Annotated in this window: 18 protein-coding genes; 17 read left to right on the top strand and 1 reads right to left on the bottom strand. The window is 41.1% G+C overall.

The window, feature by feature from the left end; all coding sequences use genetic code 11:
* Positions 1-18: 18 nt before the first annotated feature.
* The 5 genes from H615_RS21095 (at position 19) to H615_RS0109030 (ending at position 6,227) form a co-directional block, all read left to right on the top strand.
* Complete coding sequence (locus H615_RS21095; protein WP_035531756.1) at positions 19-1,461, top strand: O-antigen ligase family protein; 1,443 nt, start codon at positions 19-21, stop codon at positions 1,459-1,461.
* A 15-nt stretch (positions 1,462-1,476) separates the two neighbouring features.
* Complete coding sequence (locus tag H615_RS0109015; RefSeq protein ID WP_027954845.1) at positions 1,477-2,568, top strand: glycosyltransferase; 1,092 nt, start codon at positions 1,477-1,479, stop codon at positions 2,566-2,568.
* Between the two features lie 208 nt (positions 2,569-2,776).
* Complete coding sequence (zwf, locus tag H615_RS0109020; RefSeq protein ID WP_027954846.1) at positions 2,777-4,228, top strand: glucose-6-phosphate dehydrogenase; 1,452 nt, start codon at positions 2,777-2,779, stop codon at positions 4,226-4,228.
* 31 nt (positions 4,229-4,259) lie between these two features.
* Positions 4,260-5,672 (top strand): NADP-dependent phosphogluconate dehydrogenase, encoded by a 1,413-nt coding sequence (gene gndA / locus H615_RS0109025; RefSeq protein ID WP_027954847.1) that lies wholly within the window; start codon positions 4,260-4,262, stop codon positions 5,670-5,672.
* 102 nt (positions 5,673-5,774) lie between these two features.
* A complete protein-coding gene (locus tag H615_RS0109030) occupies positions 5,775-6,227 on the top strand; it encodes an RDD family protein (protein ID WP_027954848.1) in 453 nt (150 codons plus the stop codon).
* Positions 6,228-6,264: 37 nt separating this feature from the next.
* Here the strand turns inward: H615_RS0109030 and H615_RS21100 are convergent, their stop codons facing one another.
* Positions 6,265-8,256: an InlB B-repeat-containing protein gene (locus H615_RS21100; RefSeq protein ID WP_169516192.1), complete on the bottom strand. Its 1,992-nt coding sequence runs from the start codon at positions 8,254-8,256 to the stop codon at positions 6,265-6,267.
* Positions 8,257-8,565: 309 nt separating this feature from the next.
* Between H615_RS21100 and H615_RS0109040 the strand changes: the two genes are divergently transcribed.
* The 12 genes from H615_RS0109040 to H615_RS0109095 all read left to right on the top strand — a co-directional run bounded on the left by H615_RS0109040 (position 8,566) and on the right by H615_RS0109095 (position 20,598).
* Positions 8,566-9,330, top strand: coding sequence for a YveK family protein (locus tag H615_RS0109040; RefSeq protein WP_027954849.1), 765 nt, complete (start codon positions 8,566-8,568; stop codon positions 9,328-9,330).
* Positions 9,320-10,021: a CpsD/CapB family tyrosine-protein kinase gene (locus tag H615_RS0109045; RefSeq protein ID WP_027954850.1), complete on the top strand. Its 702-nt coding sequence runs from the start codon at positions 9,320-9,322 to the stop codon at positions 10,019-10,021. The genes H615_RS0109040 and H615_RS0109045 overlap by 11 nt, the downstream gene beginning before the upstream one ends.
* Before the next feature lie 184 nt (positions 10,022-10,205).
* Entirely contained in the window at positions 10,206-10,979 is a 774-nt protein-coding gene (locus tag H615_RS0109050) for a tyrosine-protein phosphatase (protein ID WP_027954851.1), read from the top strand.
* 368 nt (positions 10,980-11,347) lie between these two features.
* Complete coding sequence (locus H615_RS0109055; protein ID WP_027954852.1) at positions 11,348-13,213, top strand: polysaccharide biosynthesis protein; 1,866 nt, start codon at positions 11,348-11,350, stop codon at positions 13,211-13,213.
* 21 nt (positions 13,214-13,234) lie between these two features.
* Positions 13,235-14,116, top strand: a complete 882-nt coding sequence (gene galU, locus H615_RS0109060; RefSeq protein WP_027954853.1) for a UTP--glucose-1-phosphate uridylyltransferase GalU — start codon at positions 13,235-13,237, stop codon at positions 14,114-14,116.
* Between the two features lie 269 nt (positions 14,117-14,385).
* Positions 14,386-15,021 (top strand): sugar transferase, encoded by a 636-nt coding sequence (locus H615_RS0109065; protein ID WP_027954854.1) that lies wholly within the window; start codon positions 14,386-14,388, stop codon positions 15,019-15,021.
* The gene (locus H615_RS0109070; protein WP_027954855.1) at positions 15,018-15,875 is read left to right on the top strand and encodes an NAD-dependent epimerase/dehydratase family protein; all 858 of its coding nucleotides are present in this window, start codon (positions 15,018-15,020) and stop codon (positions 15,873-15,875) included. The genes H615_RS0109065 and H615_RS0109070 overlap by 4 nt, the downstream gene beginning before the upstream one ends.
* Positions 15,876-15,901: 26 nt before the next feature.
* Complete coding sequence (locus H615_RS0109075; RefSeq protein WP_027954856.1) at positions 15,902-16,765, top strand: glycosyltransferase family 2 protein; 864 nt, start codon at positions 15,902-15,904, stop codon at positions 16,763-16,765.
* 30 nt (positions 16,766-16,795) lie between these two features.
* On the top strand, positions 16,796-17,686 hold the full coding sequence (locus tag H615_RS21105; protein WP_051254644.1) for an ATP-grasp fold amidoligase family protein: 891 nt from the start codon (positions 16,796-16,798) through the stop codon (positions 17,684-17,686).
* Positions 17,687-17,698: 12 nt separating this feature from the next.
* Positions 17,699-18,817 (top strand): glycosyltransferase family 1 protein, encoded by a 1,119-nt coding sequence (locus H615_RS0109085; RefSeq protein WP_035531764.1) that lies wholly within the window; start codon positions 17,699-17,701, stop codon positions 18,815-18,817.
* A gap of 4 nt (positions 18,818-18,821) precedes the next feature.
* The gene (locus H615_RS21110; protein WP_027954858.1) at positions 18,822-19,478 is read left to right on the top strand and encodes a DUF1919 domain-containing protein; all 657 of its coding nucleotides are present in this window, start codon (positions 18,822-18,824) and stop codon (positions 19,476-19,478) included.
* 40 nt (positions 19,479-19,518) lie between these two features.
* Complete coding sequence (locus H615_RS0109095; protein ID WP_156896467.1) at positions 19,519-20,598, top strand: glycosyltransferase family 4 protein; 1,080 nt, start codon at positions 19,519-19,521, stop codon at positions 20,596-20,598.
* Positions 20,599-20,661: the final 63 nt, after the last annotated feature.

The following is a 20,661-nucleotide window of genomic DNA, read 5'->3' on the forward strand; positions in this document are numbered from 1 at the left end:
AGAAAAGAGGTGTCCCCCATGCCTATCCCATGGAGAAAACTATACTTCGTGTTCGTCGCGCTTGCGCTTTTCTTCATCGGCGCAGCTCTCGATAACACGGTGATCGACCTATTGATCATGCTGTTCTTCGCCGGCTATGCCATCGCCAAGCCGAAGAACTCGCTGCTGATATTATTCACGTATTTCCCGATCCGCCCGTTTCTGCTGGAATTCAACCCGGCATTAAAAGGGATCGGCGACATCATCATCTTTGCGCTTTTATTCCGTGTCTTACTCATGTACCGCAAGGATTTAAAAAAGCTGTTCCAGTTCTACTGGTTTGAATACGCCTTTTTCGGCTTCCTTATTGTCGGAGCGGTATCGGCGTACTTGACTGGTGTATCCCTGACAGCGATCATCTTCCAAATCCGCGGCTTCCTGCTGTTTTACCTCGTGTTCTACATAGCAAGAAGGCTACACATTACGAAGGAAGACATCAACAAGTTTATTCTCACGACGCTGATCATGACCTTCTTGATCTGTATCCACGGCATGGTTGAAAAGCTGTCCCTACGAGGCGTCTTTCTGCCGCAGAGCTGGCAGGATATGCCGCTGTCTGCAACCAACCGGATTCGTATTTACGGAATGACAGGAAACCCGAACGTCCTGGCGTATTACCTGTCCTTCTCCATCATCATCATTATGTACTTCCGCAACCGTTTTACAGGCAAATGGCTGTGGTTGACGTACATTTCCCTTGCCTGTCTGTTTGGCGTCTGGAGTCTCACGTATTCCCGTGGAACATGGATTGCGTTTGCTCTCGCGCTTGCGATTTACGTTGTTGTAGCAAGAAAGTGGAATTTCCTGAAGCCGCTGCTCATTTCTCTCGCCGCCGGTGTGGTTCTCATCGCTGTCCCGGTCAGTATCGGTACGTCGATCGTCGAGAATACCGACTTCGGAAAAGAGAAGAAAGAGAAGCAGTCGCAGTATGACGACAGTGAAGGAAGCTTCAAGGACAGACTCGGCTCAACGATCGATAAAGAGACCCGTGAGCAGTCAAGCCAGTCCGGCCGTATCTGGATTGTCAGCAAAGGCTTTGAAATTTATCTCGATCACCCGATCATCGGGACCGGCTTTGCAACATTCGGTGACGGAGCGACATTGAGCTATGATTCACCGATTTACGATGACTACGGCATTGAGCGTGAATTCTTCTCCGACAACCAGTACATCCAGATCATCACCCAGACAGGGGCGGTCGGTGTCATTCTATTCGCCATCTTCCTGCTGAACATGCTGTACCACATTTGGAAAAAGCGGAACGAAACGCTGCTCGGACCGGTGCTCCTCGCTGTTCTGCTTGCGGCCTATGCCGCCGGGATGGTGTACAACATTTGGGAAGGCGATTCGTTCACGATCTTCTACTTCGCCATGCTCGGCTATCTCTTGAATATGCGGCCGGAGCATGAATATGACCTCTAATAGAGGAGGGCGCTTATGAGTAAACGTGTACTCGTCATCAGCAACATGTATCCGAGCCACCGCACACCGACGTACGGCATTTTTGTCAAAAATCAAGTGGAGGCCCTGAAGGAAAAAGGGGTCTCCGTTGATACCGCCGTCAACCGTGATAACCGCGGCGGGAAAGGCAACCTGATCCGCAAGTATATGATCTGGATCTTGAAAATCCTTGCCCGCTTCATCACGAAGGGGCGGTCGTATGATGTTGTGCATGCGCACTATATCTTCCCGAGCGGCCTGCCCGGGCTGTTATTCAAAAAGCTGTTCAAAACGAAGCTGATCGTCACCTCTCACGGCGGAGATCTTGATCAGATGGCAAAAAAGAGCGGACTGATCAAGAAGCTGACGAAAAAGATCCTTCATGAAGCCGATCACGTCATCGTTGTCGGCGAGGCTTTGAAATCGGAAGTGATTGACGGGTTTGGAGTCGCGGAAAACAAGGTATCTGTCATTAATATGGGGGTCGACCGCCGCGTCTTCCAGCCGGTCGACAGTACCGATGCGAAAAAAGAACTCGGGCTGAATCCTGATCATTTTCACATCCTGTTCGTCGGCAACCATATCAAGGCGAAAGGGCTCACCGAGCTTCTGGAAGCAGTAAAGAACATCCAGAAAAACCATAGAAACGTCGAGCTCCATCTTCTTGGAAGCGTCAAAGACGAAGGATACCTCCAGGAATTAAAAGAAAGCGTCCAACAGGAGAACAGCACCCTCGTTCATTTTCACGGACCGAAAGACCAGAAGACGGTCGCCACATGGATGGCTGCCGCTGATGTGTTCACTCTGCCGTCTTACATCGAAGGCTTCGGTCTTGTCGCCCTTGAGGCGATGTCATGCCACACCCCTGTGGTCGGTTCGGATGTCGGTGGTCTTTCCTATCTGCTTGCGGATGACCACGGCGTGCTCGTCGAGCCGAAGAGTGTGTCTTCCTTGCAGACCGGTCTGCAGCGGGTGATGGAGGATGAGCTCTTACGTAAGCGGCTGATCGAGAACGGTGAACAGGCAGCCGAGGAAAGCGATACGGAGCGGCTGCTGAATGAAATCATTGATCTTTACAACCGTGCATAGCCTGCCGTTTTAGATGAACCATAAGGAAGGGAAGCGGGGAACTGCTTCCCTTTTCCTCCACCTCGTTTAAGGTGGATTACTTACATAATCCTCTGACATGTTTTATACTAAAGGCGGTGTAAATGAATCGTACAGAGAAACAGGAGGTAACAGGAAAATGGACGAACAAAGCAACCAAAGTCAGCTTGGAATCGATTCCGCTCAGCTTATGGATGATATGACTTTCGTATTATTCGGAGCCAGCGGCGATCTTGCGAAACGTAAAATCTATCCGGCTTTATACAATTTATATGTCGAAGGAAAAATGCCGTCCTCTCTATCTGTCGTAGGCTTAGGCCGCCGGCCGTATTCCCAGGAGGACTTCCGTGAAATCATCAAGGAGTCGCTGTCTACGTTCTCCCGTAGAGAAGCAGACCCATCCCATATGGAAGAGTTTTTGGAAAGCTTCCGCTACTTCATTTTTGACGCGATGGAGCCGCAGTCGTACGCCGACTTGAAGGCCTTCATAGAAGAGCGTGAAACAGAGAAATCCATTCCACAAAACCGTCTCTTCTACTTATCTGTGGCGCCGAGTCTCGTCGAGCCGATTACGGCATCGCTTCAGAAGAGCGGCATCACAGAAACCGACGGCTGGAAAAAGCTGATCGTGGAGAAGCCGTTCGGCAGTGACCTGCATACCGCCCGTCACCTGAACGCTGAATTGAGAAAAGCGTTCGATGAAGAAGAAATCTTCCGCATCGACCACTATTTAGGCAAGCCGATGGTGCAGAATCTGGAATCGTTGATCCGTCCGAACCCGATTTTGAAATCCTTGTGGAACCATGACCAGATTGCCAACGTACAGATTACTGCCAGTGAAACGGTCGGTGTCGGTACACGTGCCGGTTATTACGATAAATCCGGAGCGATCCGCGATATGGTGCAGAACCATTTGTTACAATTGGTCATGATGACCGCACTTCACCACCCGGAAAAGCTGTCCGCCAAGCAGATCGAAGAGAAAAAATCGGCCATCATGGAGGCACTGCGCCCGGTCGATGAGGGGAATATCCAGCAGGATGTCGTCCGCGGTCAGTATGAAGCAGGAGAAGTGGACGCTCAGTCCGTTGTCGGCTATCAGGAAGAAGACGGTGTCGAAGAAGGATCCAACAACGATACGTATTTCGCTGCCCGTCTGTACATCGATAACGAATACTGGAAAGGCATTCCGTTCTACATTCGTACCGGAAAACGTCTTGCCCAGAAATCGACGCGCATCATCATTGAATTCAAAAACGAAGTAGAGGATGAGCCGGATTCCGAAGGCGCTACATCCAACCTGCTTCTTATTGAAATCAACCCGAACGAAAGCATCGGTCTGCGGGTCAACCTGAAGGATGACGGCAACGAGAAATTCGAACCGGCTTACGTCAATTTCACGAAAAATCTGGATGAGCAGCCGGAAGCGTATGAGAACCTGTTGAATGACGCCATGGCAGGAAACGCCACGTACTTTGCGCACTGGAACGAAGTTGAGCTTTCCTGGCAGTGGATTCAGCCGATTCTTGAGGCCTTCGAAGCCGACGAGCTTCCGCTTCACACGTATCATGCAGGATCCCAGGGACCCGAAGCAGCGGAGAAGCTGCTGAACGAAGACGGCTTCACCTGGTGGGAAGTATAAATTACGGATAGAGAAGGGGACTGATTGAAACATGGAGAAACAGAACATCGGTGTCATTGGTTTAGGAGTCATGGGTGCGAACCTGGCCCTGAACATTCAAGATAACGGATATAAAGTATCTGTGTACGACTACTGGACAGACCGTGTGGATGAGCTCGTCCAAAACAAAGAAAACACCGGCAACGTCAGCGGTGCCTACAGTGCCGAGGAATTCGTGGCTTCTTTGGAATCCCCACGCAAAATCCTTATGATGGTCAAAGCCGGCGAAACGACGGACAAAGTGATCGAAAGCCTTGTCCCTCACCTTGATCAAGGCGACATGCTGATCGACGGCGGAAACACGTATTACGAAGATACCGAGCGCCGTGCCGCCTACTTAGAAGAAAAAGGCATCCACTTCATCGGTACCGGCTTCTCCGGCGGGGAGGAAGGCGCGCGCCGTGGTCCTTCCATTATGCCTGGTGGGCCAATCGAAGCGTACAAAGAAGTGCAGCCGATCTTTGATGCGATCGCGGCGAATGTTGAAGGTACAGCATGTGCGGCCTACATGGGACTCGGCGGTGCCGGTCACTACGTGAAAATGGTCCACAACGGTATCGAGTACGGCGATATGCAACTGATCTGTGAAGCGTACTTCATTATGAAAAACGTCCTCGGCCTGTCTGCTCAGGAGCTTCACGAAGTATTCAAGGAGTGGAACGAAGGCGAGCTGGACAGCTACCTGATCGAAATCACGGCCGACATCTTCACGAAAGTGGACGAAGAAACAGGCAAGCCGTTGGTTGAAGTGATCCTTGATACAGCCGGCCAAAAAGGAACCGGAAAATGGACGAGTAAGAGTGCCCTTGATTTAGGTGTCCCACTTCCGATCATTACCGAGTCCGTATTCGCCCGTTTCATCTCTGCGATGAAGGAAGAGCGTGCGAAGGCAAGCAAGTACTTGACCGGTCCTGAAGTGAACTTCACCGGCAACAAGGAAGAAGCGATCGAATCGATCCGTAAAGCGTTGTACATGAGTAAAATCTGCTCCTATGCGCAAGGATTCGCTCAGATGCAGTCCATGAGTGAAGAAAAAGGCTGGGATCTTCAGTACGGCGATATCGCCATGAACTTCCGCGGCGGCTGCATCATCCGCGCGCAGTTCCTGCAGAAGATCAAAGAAGCGTATGACCGTGAAGACCACCTGTCCAACCTGCTGTTGGACCCGTACTTCACAGACATCGCAACAACGTATCAAAAAGAGCTTCGCGAAACGATTGCGATTGCGATCCAGAACGGTGTTCCAGTTCCAGCGTTCTCCAGTGCGCTTGCCTACTACGACAGCTACCGCACAGAGAAGCTTCCTGCGAACCTGCTTCAGGCGCAGCGTGACTACTTCGGTGCCCACACGTACAAGCGTGTTGACAAAGAAGGAACGTTCCATACGGATTGGATGAATATTTAATAGACGAAAACCCAGGCCATGCGCCTGGGTTTTTTATATAGAAAGTGTAAAAATTCCATTTTGTGGTATAGAAGAACTATACAAACGATGGGAGATGAGAATATGAATGAAAAGATGCCGGCAGGGTTCTGGGTGAGGTTGGGAGCAAGGGCCATTGATGGACTTTTAATAGGTATTTTTATCGTTGCCCTGACCTTTATCATTTTCCAAGGCTTCAGTCAGGACAATTCTGCTTTTAACTCCATTGCAACCGTCTACTACGTCGTTCTGCCTGCGCTATGGGCCGGATACACTGTAGGCAAAAAGGCCGTTGGGGTACGGATTGTGAAAAAGGATGGCACAGATGTAGGATTTGGACGGATGATTTTGAGAGAGGTTGTCGGTGGAATTGTCTACGCCGTGACTCTCGGCATTGGAGCCATTGTCAGTGCGTTCATGGTTGGAATGCGCGAAGACAAGCGCGCCATCCACGACCTCATCGGTGGCACGTATGTGACGCATCGTGAACCGGAAACATCAAGTGCAGGTCAGGCGGTTGAAAGCTCGTACATCTGAAAATAAAAAGAGGAGACGGCGTCACGCCGTCTCCTTGTTATTGCGATTCTGTACTTTCAGGTTCTTCTGCTTTTTTCGCGAACACGGCACTGACCTGTTTGTTCCGTGTCATCGTTACGGACGTGCTGGCACTCGATCCTGAGACGTCCCCTTCCCAGCGGACGAAGGTGTAGCCTTCATCTGGTACGGCCGTGACAGAAATGGACTGTCCCGCCTTCACCGTTTTATTGGACGCCTGTATCGTTCCTTCACCGATGACCGACATTGTCAAAGAATATCTCTCTGGCTCAGGTTCCGGTTTTGGCTTCGGCTTAGGTTCAGGTGTTGGTTCTGGCTCAGGTTCGGGCTGAGGCGCGGCTTTTCTTTCAAAGTTCGCAGCCACAACCTTGTTGCGGTTCATCTTCAACGTGATGGATGATGAGGAGGAACTGGCATCCCCGCTCCATCCGGTAAAACGCCAGCCATCTGCAGGAATTGCAGATAAGCTTACGTTCGTTCCGTCGTTGAACTGGCTGCCAGACGCACTTTTCTGGATTCGCCCTTGGCCATTAATCGCCACGTTCAAGGAATAGGTTTCTACAGCTTCTGTCTGTTCTTCTTCATCTTCCTCGGGTTCCTCTTCGTCCGTTTCTTCATCCACTTGTGTAAAAACAGCACGAAGCGTTTTGTCTTCATTCATCGATACTACGATATCGGAGGTTTCTGAAGTGAGTGATCCTTCCCAGTGATCGAATTCCCAGCCGTCAGCGGCACGGGCACGAAGCGGCACTTTAGCGAGGTGTTCAAAGTCTGTTTCCAACGTGTCCCGGACGACTTCGCCTTCCCCGGTCTTAGCCAGCGTCAAGGTGTGTTTGACAGGCTCAAAGACAGCCGTCACATTCATATGATCTTCCACTGTCAGGTTCACTGGATTCACGGCACCATCCAGATCATTTTCCCAGCGGACGAATTCATATCCCAGCGCCGGGTGAGCCTCTATCGTAACTTCTTCACCGACACTATAGCTATCCTGATCAGGATAGACCGTAACGGTTCCCTGCCCCTGGGATTTTGTTTGAATGATTTTAGATGACCCTTCAACGAAAATGTCGATTTGTTCTTCAAAATCTTCGAAGCGGACGTTCAGTACATCCTGACCTTCTTCTACTGCGGTCAACGTGGCTGTCTGGTCCTGGTTCACATCCAGTTCAAACAGCTGCTTTTCAATCGACCATTCGGGTTGGATGCTCATTTCTTCTCCGTCCGCATCATACCCGGTCACTGATAAGTCGAGGGTTTCTCCAACCGCAAGCGGTTCGATTTCTTCTGGTGTCACTTCAATCTGGTCCAGCAGCTGATCTACGACTTCCACTTCCATATCTTCTGTGTAGGATTCCCATTCAGCAGTAACCACCACTTTACCGACTTCCTCTGCAGAAAAAGTCGTCCCTGTGACGCCTTCAACAGTGACCAGTTCACCAAGGCTGTCCTCTTCCTTCGTCCACTTCGCCTCAAGAGGAATGAACTTTCCTTCTTCACTCTCCCACGCTAACTGCAGATCACGTTCATAGCCTTTCTGCACACGGGGTCGTTCCGATTGTATGGAAATCTGAGATTCCAATGTTTCCATGGCCTGTTTTACAGCATCAGCATCGTTTTCACTGTATTTGATGCCTTTCTCTAAAGCGCTGTATGCTTTTTCTACATCCTGCAGCTGCAGCTGGATGTCGGAGGATTTTGTATACAACTTTCCTTCTTCCGGTGTTTCATAGATCCCGTCCGACAAAGTTTTTACGGCTTTTGAAGATTCTTTTACAGCGACAAAAGCATCCGCAAGACCCAGCCTTGCATCTACAAATGCTGGATCTTTCTCTAATACAGATTGATATAAGTCAATGGCTTCTTCATAGTTTTCCTCTTCCAATGCCGCCTGGGCTTTCTCATATGTACTGTCCACAGAGTTTGCGCCAACGCCGTTCATAGTAAAAAAGATACCCGCACCAACAGCGAGCACTGCGATGACAGCAATGATGAGCACTTTCTTGTTCAAATGGTTCCCCGCCTTTCCTTCACACATAGGTTAAATGTCTCTTCATTATACAGGAATAGATGAAAGATTTGGTAAATGTCCCGTTAATTTGTCTAATGAAGTAGAATGATAAACAATCAAATTAAGCGATTTGAACTAATTTCGACAAAATTCTAAATAATGGATAGCGTCATGCCGATACTTTAACAAGATGTAGTACAAGAGGTTTGTTAACATTTTGAAAAAATACGCAATCCTCCCTCTTTGAAAGAATAAGAGTGTGCTATAATGTTCCTATCTGTAAATTCGACAAATATTGGAGGTTTATTAATGGAAGAGACCATTTCCTTGAAAGAAATTTTCGAGGTGATCAAAAAAAGAGTGTGGCTGATTGTCGGCTTAGCAGCTGGAGCAGCGGTCATTAGTGCCTTAATTACATTGTTTGTTCTGACACCAACGTATGAATCATCGTCCCAGTTTATTGTGAACCAGTCCAACAATCAAGAACAGAGTGCACAGTATAATTATGATGAAATACGAACGAACGTTGAACTTATCAATACATACAACGTTATTATACAAAGTCCTAAGATTTTAGATCAGGTGGCGGATGAATTAAACCTTGATATGACAGCATCAACTCTATCTAACAAGATTTCTGTTTCAAATGCGGAACAGTCCCAGGTTGTGAACGTTACTGCAACAGACGAAAATGCTATGCTGGCCGCTGATATTGCCAATACGACGGTGGAAGTATTCAAACAGGAGATTCCACAGTTGATGAACGGAGTCGATAATATTAATGTCCTGTCTACAGCTGATGTGGAACCGAATCCAACGCCGGTAAGCCCGAATACGGCTTTGAACATTGCGATCGCTTTAGTGGTTGGATTAATGCTTGGTGTCGGTCTTGCTTTCCTACTTGAGTACCTCGATAACTCGATCAAGTCTGAAACGGATATCGAAGACGCTCTCGGCCTTCCAGTTATGGGTGTCGTATCCACGATCACATCCGATGATACGGTGGATTTAGGGAAAGCACGGAAGTCAAAGAACCGCGTATCTGAAATGAGGGGTGAATCTGTTGGCACGTAAGAAGAAAGCAGCAACAGCGACAAATACAAGAGCGAAGAATCTAGTTACAAAGAACAATCCGAAATCTCCAATTGCCGAACAGTTCCGGACAATCCGAACGAACCTTCAGTTCACTTCTGTCGATAAAGACTTGGAAACGATTGTTGTCACATCAGCCAACCCTTCAGAAGGGAAGTCAGTCACAACAGCCAACGTGGCTGTTGTCTTTGCCCAGCAGGGGAAAAGGGTGCTATTGGTAGATGCAGATTTACGAAAACCTACCATTCACTATACGTTCCGTGTACCGAATACGATTGGTTTGAGCAACTATTTGATTGGTGCTCAGAAAGTATCTGAAATTGCGAGTCATACAGACTTAAATAAGCTTGATGTCATTACATGCGGCCCGATTCCACCAAACCCATCTGAACTGCTTGGTTCCAACAAAATGAAGGAATTCATTGAAGAAGCCAAACATACGTATGACATGATCATTTTTGATACACCACCGGTTCATGCCGTAACCGATTCCCAGGTGCTTGGAAACTTTGTTGATGGAGTCCTTCTCGTTGTACGCAGTAAACAGACAGAGAAAGATTCTGCGGTGAAGGCAAAAGAACAATTGGAACAGTCCCAGGCCAATATCCTCGGTGTTGTATTGAACGACCAGGATATTAAGTCGAGCAACTACTACTATTATTATGGGCAATAAAAAAGGGAGGGTCTAAGACCTTCTTTTTTTATTAGTCTCACCAGATAAAACTTCAGTCACATAATCTACAAAATTATAACAAATGTCATTGTCTTATTCTTCATATCCATGCTTATTCTTGATATAATCGGCGTTAGTTTATAAAACTAGTTTGATAGGTTGGAATAAGAAAGGGGAGTTTACCATGATTGATATTCACAGTCATATTCTGCCTGGTGTAGATGATGGTGCTCAAACGATAGAAGAAAGTATACAGATGGCCAAAGCAGCGGTCGCCGATGGGATTACAACGATTGTAGCGACGCCGCACCATAAAAATGGTGTGTATGATAATTATAAACATGACATTTTGATTCAAGTGGCTGAACTGAATCGGACCTTTCAGGAGCGTGGAATAGATTTAGAAGTACTTCCCGGGCAGGAAAACCGTATCTACGGCGAAATGGTTCAAGGAATTGAAGCTAATGAAATCCTAGCAATAGATGATAAGACAAAGTACGTCCTGGTGGAATTTCCATCCAGTTCCGTTCCACGTTATGCCGAACAGCTCTTCTTTGACCTGCAGGTAGCCGGGTACAGCCCTGTCATCGTGCATCCGGAGCGTAATAAACAGATCATAGAAAATCCCGACCTTTTATATTCCTTCGTTAAAAAGGGAGCCCACACTCAGGTCACCGCCGGCAGTCTCTGTGGGCATTTTGGGAAGAAAATCAAGAAGTTCTCCGAGCAGCTATTGGAAGCGAACCTGGCTCACTTAATTGCCTCTGATGCTCATAATACAAAGACTCGCGGGTTCTGTATGAATGAGGCGTATGAAGGGATTCGTAAGAAGTTTGGGAACGATATGGTTTATTTATTGATGGAAAATGCAGAAGATGTGCTGGATGGTAAAGTGTTGGCAGCCGAGCCTCCCAAACATATTAAGAAGTCTAAATTTTTAGGTGTATTTAACCGATGATCTAATGCGAAAAGGGCACATTGAACTATCTCACCTGTGTCCTTTTTCTTCTTTTTGTTATATAAGTAAGCGTATTCATAACAAACTTTTACATTTTATATAAGAGTTATGTAAAAATCTACATAGTAAGTCTTCTATTGGTTGGGGGAAAATGGTACAATCATATTTGTTACAAAAGAGTTACATTTGTGGGAATTATCAGGGTTATATCACAATTATAAGAAAGGTGGCAATTTTAAAAACTTCCATAATTAGTTATCAGAAACCCTAGACATATTAAATACGAATCTCTAGAAGAAAAGTTAATCACCAAACATAGAGTAATAGAAAATGCCCAGATTTAAATATTTAAAAAAGGAGGAAGTTCATTGACCACTGCATATAGAAGAAGGCTTCTATTATTAATACTGATAGATTCACTTATTGTTTCCTTCTCCATCTATATGTCCCATTTTTTCCTTAACCCATATGTTGCTGTTTTCGATGGAATTATGCTGGTTTTATCATTATCGCTGTTAGTCAGTCATCATTTGTTTTCAAGTCTTTTTGGGATGTATAAGAAGAAGTGGCGTTACGCAAGCACAGAGGAACTGTTAGGAATCATATCTGTTGTCACTTTATCAATTATTGCTGCTGCTCTCATTCAGTTGATTTCTTTCGGTGCTATATATGAGAGGGCCCTTGTTGTTACTTGGATGTTACATATTTTACTTATTGGTGGAGTCCGGTTCGCGTGGCAGTATTATAAGACCTATGGGTTTACAATCAATCCTAAATTTAAAAAGGCCAGAATTATAAAAAAGGACCCTAACCATCAGCGAACTTTAATTATTGGAGCAGGCTCTGCGGGAAGAATGCTTGCCAGGCAGATGATGAATTCCAATGAAGTGGAAAATGAACTTGTAGGGTTTGTCGACGATGACTTCACGATGCACCACTTAACAGTTGCTGCTCTTCCTGTATTAGGGAGTACGAACGAAATCAAAGCAATCGCAAGTGATTATCATGTGAATCACATTGTCCTTGCTATGCCTTCTGTTGATAATGAAAGAATTAAGGAAATCATTACGGAGTCCAAACAAGTAGTGAATAATGTGCAGACTTTGCCAATGATTGAAGATATCGCTATGGGGAATGTGTCTGTTAATCAAATTCGAGACGTACAGATCGAAGACCTTCTAGGTCGTGAGCCTGTTGAACTGGATATCAATTCCATCGAATCAGAAATCAAGGGGCAGACCGTCTTGGTAACAGGTGCTGGAGGAAGTATAGGGTCTGAAATCTGCCGTCAGCTTGTCAAGTTCGGACCGGAACGCCTCATTTTACTTGGTCACGGCGAAAACAGTATTTATACGATTCATATGGAGTTAAAACAGTACGATATTGAAACGGAACTTGTGACCGTCATTGCCGATGTGCAGGATCGGGAACGTATTTTTCAAGTTGTACAAGATTATGCGCCATCCTATATTTATCATGCAGCTGCTCACAAGCACGTTCCATTAATGGAAGCGAATCCTAAAGAAGCGGTGAAAAACAATGTCATTGGTACGAAAAACGTTGCTGAAGCTGCTCACCATACAGGGGTGAAAGCTTTTGTACTCGTTTCTACAGATAAAGCAGTCAACCCGCCTAACGTGATGGGTTCAACAAAACGTATTGCAGAAATGGTAGTGCAGAATCTTGGTCGATATAGTCAGACAAAATTTGTTGCTGTACGTTTTGGGAATGTGCTTGGAAGTCGTGGAAGTGTTATTCCTCTCTTTAAAAAGCAAATTGCTACTGGGGGACCCGTCACTGTCACTCACCCTGATATGACCAGATATTTTATGACTATTCCAGAAGCGTCTAGATTAGTTCTGCAAGCAGGCGCTCTTGCTCGCGGTGGAGAAGTGTTTGTACTTGATATGGGTGAACCTGTGAAAATTGTTGACCTTGCAAAAAATTTAATTCATCTCTCCGGTTTCACTGAGGATCAGATCCCCATACAGTTTAATGGGATTCGCCCTGGAGAGAAGATGTATGAAGAGCTTCTAAGTGATGAGGAAGTAAATAAGAAGCCGGTGTTTCCGAAAATTTTTATTGGGAAGACAGTGGAGTTTGATTATCAATTAGTAGAGTATCTAGTGAATAATCATAGTAAAAGTAGTAGTGAAAGTTTGAAAAAATACGCAATTGATTTAGCAAATAACAAGAATCCAGTAAAAAAAGAAAGTTTTGAGCAGGTCTTATAATATTTTAAGGGGGAATATGTTATGAAAACAGTAAAAAAAGCAATAATTCCAGCGGCGGGTCTTGGGACACGATTTTTACCAGCGACTAAAGCGATGCCAAAGGAGATGCTTCCGATAGTAGATAAACCTACAATACAGTATATAGTCGAAGAAGCAATAGAATCTGGTATTGAAGATATTATTATTGTCACAGGAAAAGGGAAGCGTGCAATTGAAGACCATTTTGATAAAAATTTTGAACTTGAAGATAATTTGATGCAAAAAGAGAAATATGATCTTTTAGAAAAAGTTAATGCTACTTCTAACGTGGAAATTCATTTTATTCGTCAAAAAGAGCCTAAAGGCCTTGGTCATGCTGTTTGGTGCGCTCGGAAGTTTATTGGGAATGAACCTTTTGCAGTTCTTCTTGGAGATGATATAGTACGTTCAGAAAAACCCTGTCTACGTCAGTTGATAAATGAGTATGAGAATACACTTTCTTCTGTAATTGGTGTTCAAACAGTTATGGATGAAGAAACACATCGCTATGGTATTATTGATCCTCAAGAACAAGAAGGTCGCCGTTATCAAGTAAATACTTTTGTGGAAAAGCCTAAGCAAGGCACTTCACCATCAAATTTGGCTATAATGGGTCGCTATGTTTTGAATCCAGAAATTTTCATGTTTTTAGATAAGCAAGAAAAAGGTGCTGGTGGAGAAGTGCAATTAACAGATGCAATCCAAAAATTAAATGAAATTCAACGAGTATTTGCTTATGATTTTGAAGGTCAAAGGTATGATGTAGGAGAGAAACTTGGCTTTGTAAAAACAACGTTGGAATTAGCTATTTCAAGGGATGAACTTAAAGATGATGTATTAACGTTTATGAAAGATTTATTAGAGAATTCAGTAGTGAAAAATTAAAAAGCTATCTTTATGCATTTTTTAGTTGATTGAGTAAAAACATGTACTAAACTTTGCCATCCGATAAAGTTTTGGCCCTTTATCGGTGGCAAACTTTAAAGACATTGTTTAAATGAATAATATAAATATTCATACGAGAATAAAGTGACCATTTATAAAAGTGAATTTTTTTATCATAATGATGTTTAGTGAATTAGGAGTTAAGTGGAAGGTTAATAATTGCCAACTAAGTTCTAGTTCACTAAAAACTTTCAAGGAGTGTCTTAGGATTGTATCTAGCTGTTAAGAGGTTAATTGATATTACGCTATCCATTATAGGTCTTGCTTTTCTTTTTCCGTTTTTCTTGATTCTATTTATTGCTATTAAAGTTGACTCACCAGGACCGGTATTGTTCAAGCAAAAAAGAGTTGGAATCAACTGCAGGTATTTCTATATATTAAAATTTCGTACAATGAGAGTAGATACCCCTAATAATACTCCGACGCACTTACTGAAAAATCCAGAAAATTACATTACAAAAGTAGGGAAGTTTTTGAGAAAGACCTCTCTTGATGAACTACCCCAGATTTGGAATATTTTTATAGGCGATATGAGTGTAATCGGTCCTCGTCCGGCGTTATGGAATCAATATGATTTGATTTCTGAACGAGAGAAGTATGGCGCAAACGAGGTGCCACCAGGGCTTACTGGATGGGCGCAAATTAAAGGTAGAGATGAACTTTCTATTGAAGAAAAAGCTAAATTAGATGGTGATTATGTTCGAAAATTAAATTTTTGGTTTGATATTAAATGTTTCTTTGGGACTATACTTACTGTTTTAAGAAGTAAGGGTGTAATAGAAGGTAAGAAAGATACCAACGAAGAAACTGACACAAATAATACTAAGAGGAATATATCTAAATGAAAAAAATACTTATAACTGGGTCTACTAGTTACATAGGCGAAAATGTAGTGAAATGGTTAGAAGATAGTCAAGGAGAATATGTTACACAAACAATTAGTGTAAGAGATGATTACTGGAAGAGAAGGGATTTTTCCAAATATGATGTGGTCCTCCACCTAGCAGGTATAGCCCATGTATCTGCCGATCCTAGAATGAAAGAAAAGTATTATCAGATAAACCGTGATTTAACTATTGAAGTTGCTAAGAAAGCTAAGGATGAAGGTGTTAGCCAATTTATCTTTATGAGTAGTATTATTGTTTATGGTGATGTTCAGAGGAATACTGTTATTGACAGGGATACTGTGCCAAATCCCAGTGATTATTACGGAGATAGTAAGCTACAAGCAGAAAAAAGTATTGTTACTTTAAGTAATAGCGCTTTTAATATAGCCGTTATAAGGCCTCCTATGATTTATGGAAGAGGTTCAAAAGGTAATTATCCAAGACTAGCAAGATTAGCTAAAAAAACCCCCATTTTTCCTAATATAAATAATCAACGTAGTATGCTTCATATTGATAGCCTTTGTGAGTTTATAAGATTAATTATAGAAAATAAAGAAGAGGGGCTATATTTCCCTCAAAACAGTGAATATGTTAATACTAGTGAATTAGTTTTGGAAATTTCAAAGCTTCATGGGAGAAAGGTTCATTTAACTAAACTATTTAATCCTTTAATAAGGTTCTCATGTAATAAAAGTAAATTATGCAATAAATTGTTTGGGGATTTAGTATATGATAAGAATATGAGCTTTTACTCTTCCGAATATAGAATTAGGAATTTCAAGGAATCTCTAAAGTTAACTGAGAACACTTAAACTCATTAAGTAAGGACTGTGAAAAAATGGCCGATTTAACTGCAATTATATTAACAAAAAACGAAAGTAAGAATATAGAAGCTTGTTTAGATTCAATAAAAGGTTTTGCTCATAGAATTGTTGTTGTTGATAGTGGTAGTACAGATAATACTGTAGAACTAGCCAAATCTAAAGGGGCAGAAGTTTTTACTAATGAATTTCAATATTATGCACAACAATTTAATTGGGGAATTAATAATACGAATATTGAATCTAAGTGGATACTTCGTCTGGATGCTGACGAGAGATTTACTCCTGAACTTTGTAAAGTTTGTGAGAGAATCATGGTTAAACATGCTGAGGATAACGTTAACGGTATTACAATGGAAGCATGGTTATACTTTTTAGGAAAACGTTTAAAATATGGAGCTAGTAAAAAAAGAAAACTAATGATTTTTAAAAGAGGTATTGGAAGGATTGAGGATCGGAAAAGAGACGCTCATACTGTACTTGATAAAGGTGAATCAATATCCGTAAATGAAAGGTTTTTACACTATGATTTTAAGGATATTAAAAGTTTCATTAATAAATATAACTGGTATGCTACCAGAGAGATGCATGATTATTTAGCCTTTAAGAACGGTAGCACAGAAAATATTAAATCTGATAAAAAAATTGAAAATACTAGGAAAAAGAAGTTTGGTATCTATTATAAAGCACCTAGATTTTTAAGAGCAAAGTTATGGTTTATATATAATTATTATCTAAGATTAGGATTCTTAGATGGAAGAGAAGGGTACATTTATCATTACTTTGAGTGTTATTGGTATAGGTTCCTGGTCGATACAAAAATCTATGAAAATGAAACAATGGATACTGAAGTTGAAAACTTAAAAGCTCTACAGGATTAATTTGGTAATTAAAAAGGGGGGGACATTTATATGGATAAAACTCTTAAGAATATAGTATTAACACCTATGAATTTTCTGTACAAAATTAATCCTAAAATCGGGTTAAAAACATTATATTTTATGAAATATTTCTCAAAATTAAATATAGACAATCCTAAAACATATAATGAAAAGCTAAATTGGATGAAGATAAACTATAGAAATGAATTAATGCCACTCTGCGCTGATAAATATACTGTTAGGCAGTATGTAAAAGAAAAAGGATGTGGCGAAATTTTAACTAAACTATTATGGGAAGGGTTTAACGCCGAAGATATTCCTTTTGAGAACCTACCTCAAAAATTCGTTATAAAAGTTACACATGGTTCAGGAAATAATATAATATGTAAAAATAAAAATGAATTAGATAAAAATAGAACTATAAAAAGATTAAACCAATGGCTCAAACAAAAGTACTTACCGTGCTATGGGGAATGGTTTTATGGAATTATCAAACCACGGATCATTGTTGAGGAATTTATATCAGATGATCATTTAAATATACCTGTTGATTATAAAGTGTTTTGTTTTAATAGTGTAGAGGGTATAAATGGGGCGCCAGTTACTGTTATTGACACTGACCGATTCACCACACATAAAAGAAAAGTATATGATGATACTTGGCAGGAATTACGTAATATTAGAATTAACTTTCCACTTGATGAAGAAAAGGAATTTAAAAAGCCAGATCAATACGAAGAGATGCTGAATTATGCAAAAATACTATCCGAACCATTTCCACATGCTAGAGTTGATTTTTATATAATGAATGAGAGGTTATACTTTGGTGAGATAACGTTTATGAGTGATGCTGGGTTTGGTAACATATCACCAAAATCATTTAATGAAAAGATGGGCCAATGGATTAAATTACCTGATTAGTAGGTGTTAATAGTGCAAACAGATAAAAGAAAGGTTTTAATAATTGCTACAACGAAATTTGAACTAGACGGAATCACTAATGTAATTTTAAATTACTATAGGGCAATGGATAAAAGTGATATGCAATTTGATTTTGCAGTCCCCAACATATTAAAAATTGAGTTAAGGAAAGAAATTGAAAATCAAGGAAGTAATATCTTTATAATTCAGGGGCGTAACAAAAATCCCTTATCATATATGAGAAAGTTGACAAATTTAATAAAAAGAAATAATTACGATATAGTACACGCTCATGGTAATAGTAGTACATTAGCTATGGAGATGGTTGCAGCAAAAAGAGGTGGTTCAAAAGTTCGTATCCCTCATAGTCATAATACAACAACAAACCATAGAGTGGTCCACAAGCTCTTGAGAAGGACTTTTGATAAAAACTATACAAATGGGTTTGCTTGTGGTGTCAAAGCAGGGGAATGGTTATATAAAGGAAAACCTTTTACGGTTATTAATAATGGTATTGATGTTAATAGATTTAAGTTTAATGAAGAGGATCGTAAGAATTATAGAAAAAAATATGGGTTAGTCGGATGTAAGGTGATTGGAAATGTTGGTGCATTCAATTATCAAAAAAATCATGAGTTTCTAACTGATGTCTTCTTCGAGTTATACAAGTTAGATAAATCATATAGACTCTTATTGATTGGTGATGGTGGGCTTCGAACAGAGATTGAAAAAAAGGTAGATAGTTTAGGATTAAATAATGCTGTTATTTTTGCTGGGAAATCTAGAGAAGTACCCCAACTTTTACAAGTGATGGATGCAATAGTAATGCCATCTCGATATGAAGGATTACCATTAAGTTTAATAGAAGCTCAATCAGCAAGCCTACCGTGTTTTGTCTCTGATGTTATAACACAAGAAATAGGGGTAACTGATTTAATTAAATTTATTCCATTGGAAAAGAAAGCTGATACATGGGCAAAAATTATTAATGATACTGAGATAATGAACAGTAGATTAACAAATGATAAAAGCTTATACGAAATTACCGAAGCAGGATATAACATTAAAGAAAATGCACAGGATCTACAAAATTTATATAACCTCTTTCTGACTAATCAATTAAAGGAGTGAAAGTGTGGTGAGTTTTGAGGGTATCAAATTAAGGTTTAGAAGAAAATATATGAAAAAAACTGCAAATATACGAAAAAAATTTTTGACTAGTGCTGACTTTACGATCATTTCAAATAATTGCTGGGGAGGGTTTATCTATCAAAGCTATGGACTAGCATACAATTCTCCAACGATTGGATTGTACTTTATGGCAGAAGATTATATTAAATTTATATCAAATTTGAGAGATTATATAAATTCAGAGTTGACTTTTATTAATCCGAATGAATCGCGTCATCTAAAGACTCTTAAGAATAGTGAAAATTTTGGAGAGTACCCTATTGGTTTATTAAAGGATATTGAAATCATTTTTCTTCATTATACTAGTGAGGAAGAAGCTTATGAAAAGTGGAATAAAAGATGTAACCGAATTAATTGGGATAAGCTATTAGTCAAGTTTAATGATCAAAATGAGTGCACAAAGGAACATTTAGAAAAATTCGACAACCTTACATATAAGAATAAAGTTTGTTTTATTTCTAATGATTATCCTAGTTTAAAGTCAATGATATTTATAGAAGCTGCAAAAAAACAAAAGTTTGTACGAGCCTCTCAAGAACCATTCGGTAAGTCAAGATACTTAGATGTAACTAAGCTAATAAACACAATTAAAGGTAGGTAAATCTTATACTTTTATTTTTGCAAGAAGGTAGGTAAATTTATTGAAAGTTTTATTTGTTACTAGGAGTATGTGGGCTGGTGGAGCAGAGCGTGTAATTGCAGAGCTGGTTAAACACTTCACTAAAATGAAGATAAAATGTGAAATATTGACTATTGATGATGAGAATATATTGTATGATATTCCTAAGGAAGCAAAAATATATCCTATAGGAGAGGTCACAAAGAATAAATTACTAGACAAATTTCTCAGGTATAAGAAAGTTAGAAAGCTTGTTAAAGATTCAAAGCCGGATGTAGTGTTGGCTCTTCCGGAAGATATAGGTATATATGTCATCCCTTCTCTATTAGGTATTAATGTACCTGTTATAATATCTGAACGAAATAACCCTTGGGTTATGCCTTGGAAAAAAGAAACCCGTTTCTTAAGAAAATTATTTTACCCGTTTGCTAATGGTTTCATATTTCAAACAAAAGATGCGGCTAACTACTTTCCTGATAAGATTAAAGAAAAAAGTATAATCTTACCAAACCCATTAGACTTAAAACAAATTCCTTCTATTAACCAAGAAAAAAGAAAAGAAATAATTGGGGCTGGGAGGTTAGATAAGCAAAAAAACTTTCCACTATTAATTAGGGCTTTTGCAAAATTTTATAAAAATAATAACGATTATGTGCTAACAATTTATGGAGATGGTGCACTGAAAAATGAGCTAGAGGACCTTGCTTCGTCGCTACTACCACAAGATTCCTTTCAATTTCCGGGGAGAAAAGCAGATTTATTAGAGCATATTAGTGGTGGCTCTATGTTTGTTCTTAGCTCGGATTATGAAGGAATGCCTAATGTAGTAATAGAGGCAATGGCTATGGGAATACCGGTCATTTCTACAGATTGTCCAACTGGAGGACCTGCAGAGTTAATAGATGATGGTGTAAACGGTTTATTAGTACCCGTAGGAGATTTAGATTCTATGACACAAGCTATGAGTAAAATAGCAAAATCCAAGAGTTTAGCTAGAAATTTAGGATTGAATGCTCTGAAAATTAGAGATCGCTTGGACACAAATGTTGTTTCAGAGAAGTGGATAGAATATATCAAGTTTGTGAAGTCAAATAAGGTGTGAAATTAAACAAGTGACAGGTAAGTTCAAATAATGGATCCAAATTGATAACATTTTTCAAATTTT

Source organism: Halobacillus kuroshimensis DSM 18393, assembly GCF_000425705.1.
Classification (GTDB): domain Bacteria; phylum Bacillota; class Bacilli; order Bacillales; family Halobacillaceae; genus Halobacillus; species Halobacillus kuroshimensis.

What these genes read in the sequence shown, in the direction of transcription:
- H615_RS0109030 (WP_027954848.1), top strand. Translation starts at nt 5,775, where the DNA reads ATGAATGAAAAGATGCCGGCAGGGTTCTGGGTGAGGTTGGGAGCAAGG.
- galU (WP_027954853.1), top strand. Translation starts at nt 13,235, where the DNA reads ATGAAAACAGTAAAAAAAGCAATAATTCCAGCGGCGGGTCTTGGGACA.
- H615_RS0109040 (WP_027954849.1), top strand. Translation starts at nt 8,566, where the DNA reads ATGGAAGAGACCATTTCCTTGAAAGAAATTTTCGAGGTGATCAAAAAA.
- H615_RS21095 (WP_035531756.1), top strand. Translation starts at nt 19, where the DNA reads ATGCCTATCCCATGGAGAAAACTATACTTCGTGTTCGTCGCGCTTGCG.
- H615_RS0109050 (WP_027954851.1), top strand. Translation starts at nt 10,206, where the DNA reads ATGATTGATATTCACAGTCATATTCTGCCTGGTGTAGATGATGGTGCT.
- H615_RS0109070 (WP_027954855.1), top strand. Translation starts at nt 15,018, where the DNA reads ATGAAAAAAATACTTATAACTGGGTCTACTAGTTACATAGGCGAAAAT.
- H615_RS21105 (WP_051254644.1), top strand. Translation starts at nt 16,796, where the DNA reads ATGGATAAAACTCTTAAGAATATAGTATTAACACCTATGAATTTTCTG.
- zwf (WP_027954846.1), top strand. Translation starts at nt 2,777, where the DNA reads ATGGATGATATGACTTTCGTATTATTCGGAGCCAGCGGCGATCTTGCG.
- H615_RS0109075 (WP_027954856.1), top strand. Translation starts at nt 15,902, where the DNA reads ATGGCCGATTTAACTGCAATTATATTAACAAAAAACGAAAGTAAGAAT.
- gndA (WP_027954847.1), top strand. Translation starts at nt 4,260, where the DNA reads ATGGAGAAACAGAACATCGGTGTCATTGGTTTAGGAGTCATGGGTGCG.
- H615_RS0109015 (WP_027954845.1), top strand. Translation starts at nt 1,477, where the DNA reads ATGAGTAAACGTGTACTCGTCATCAGCAACATGTATCCGAGCCACCGC.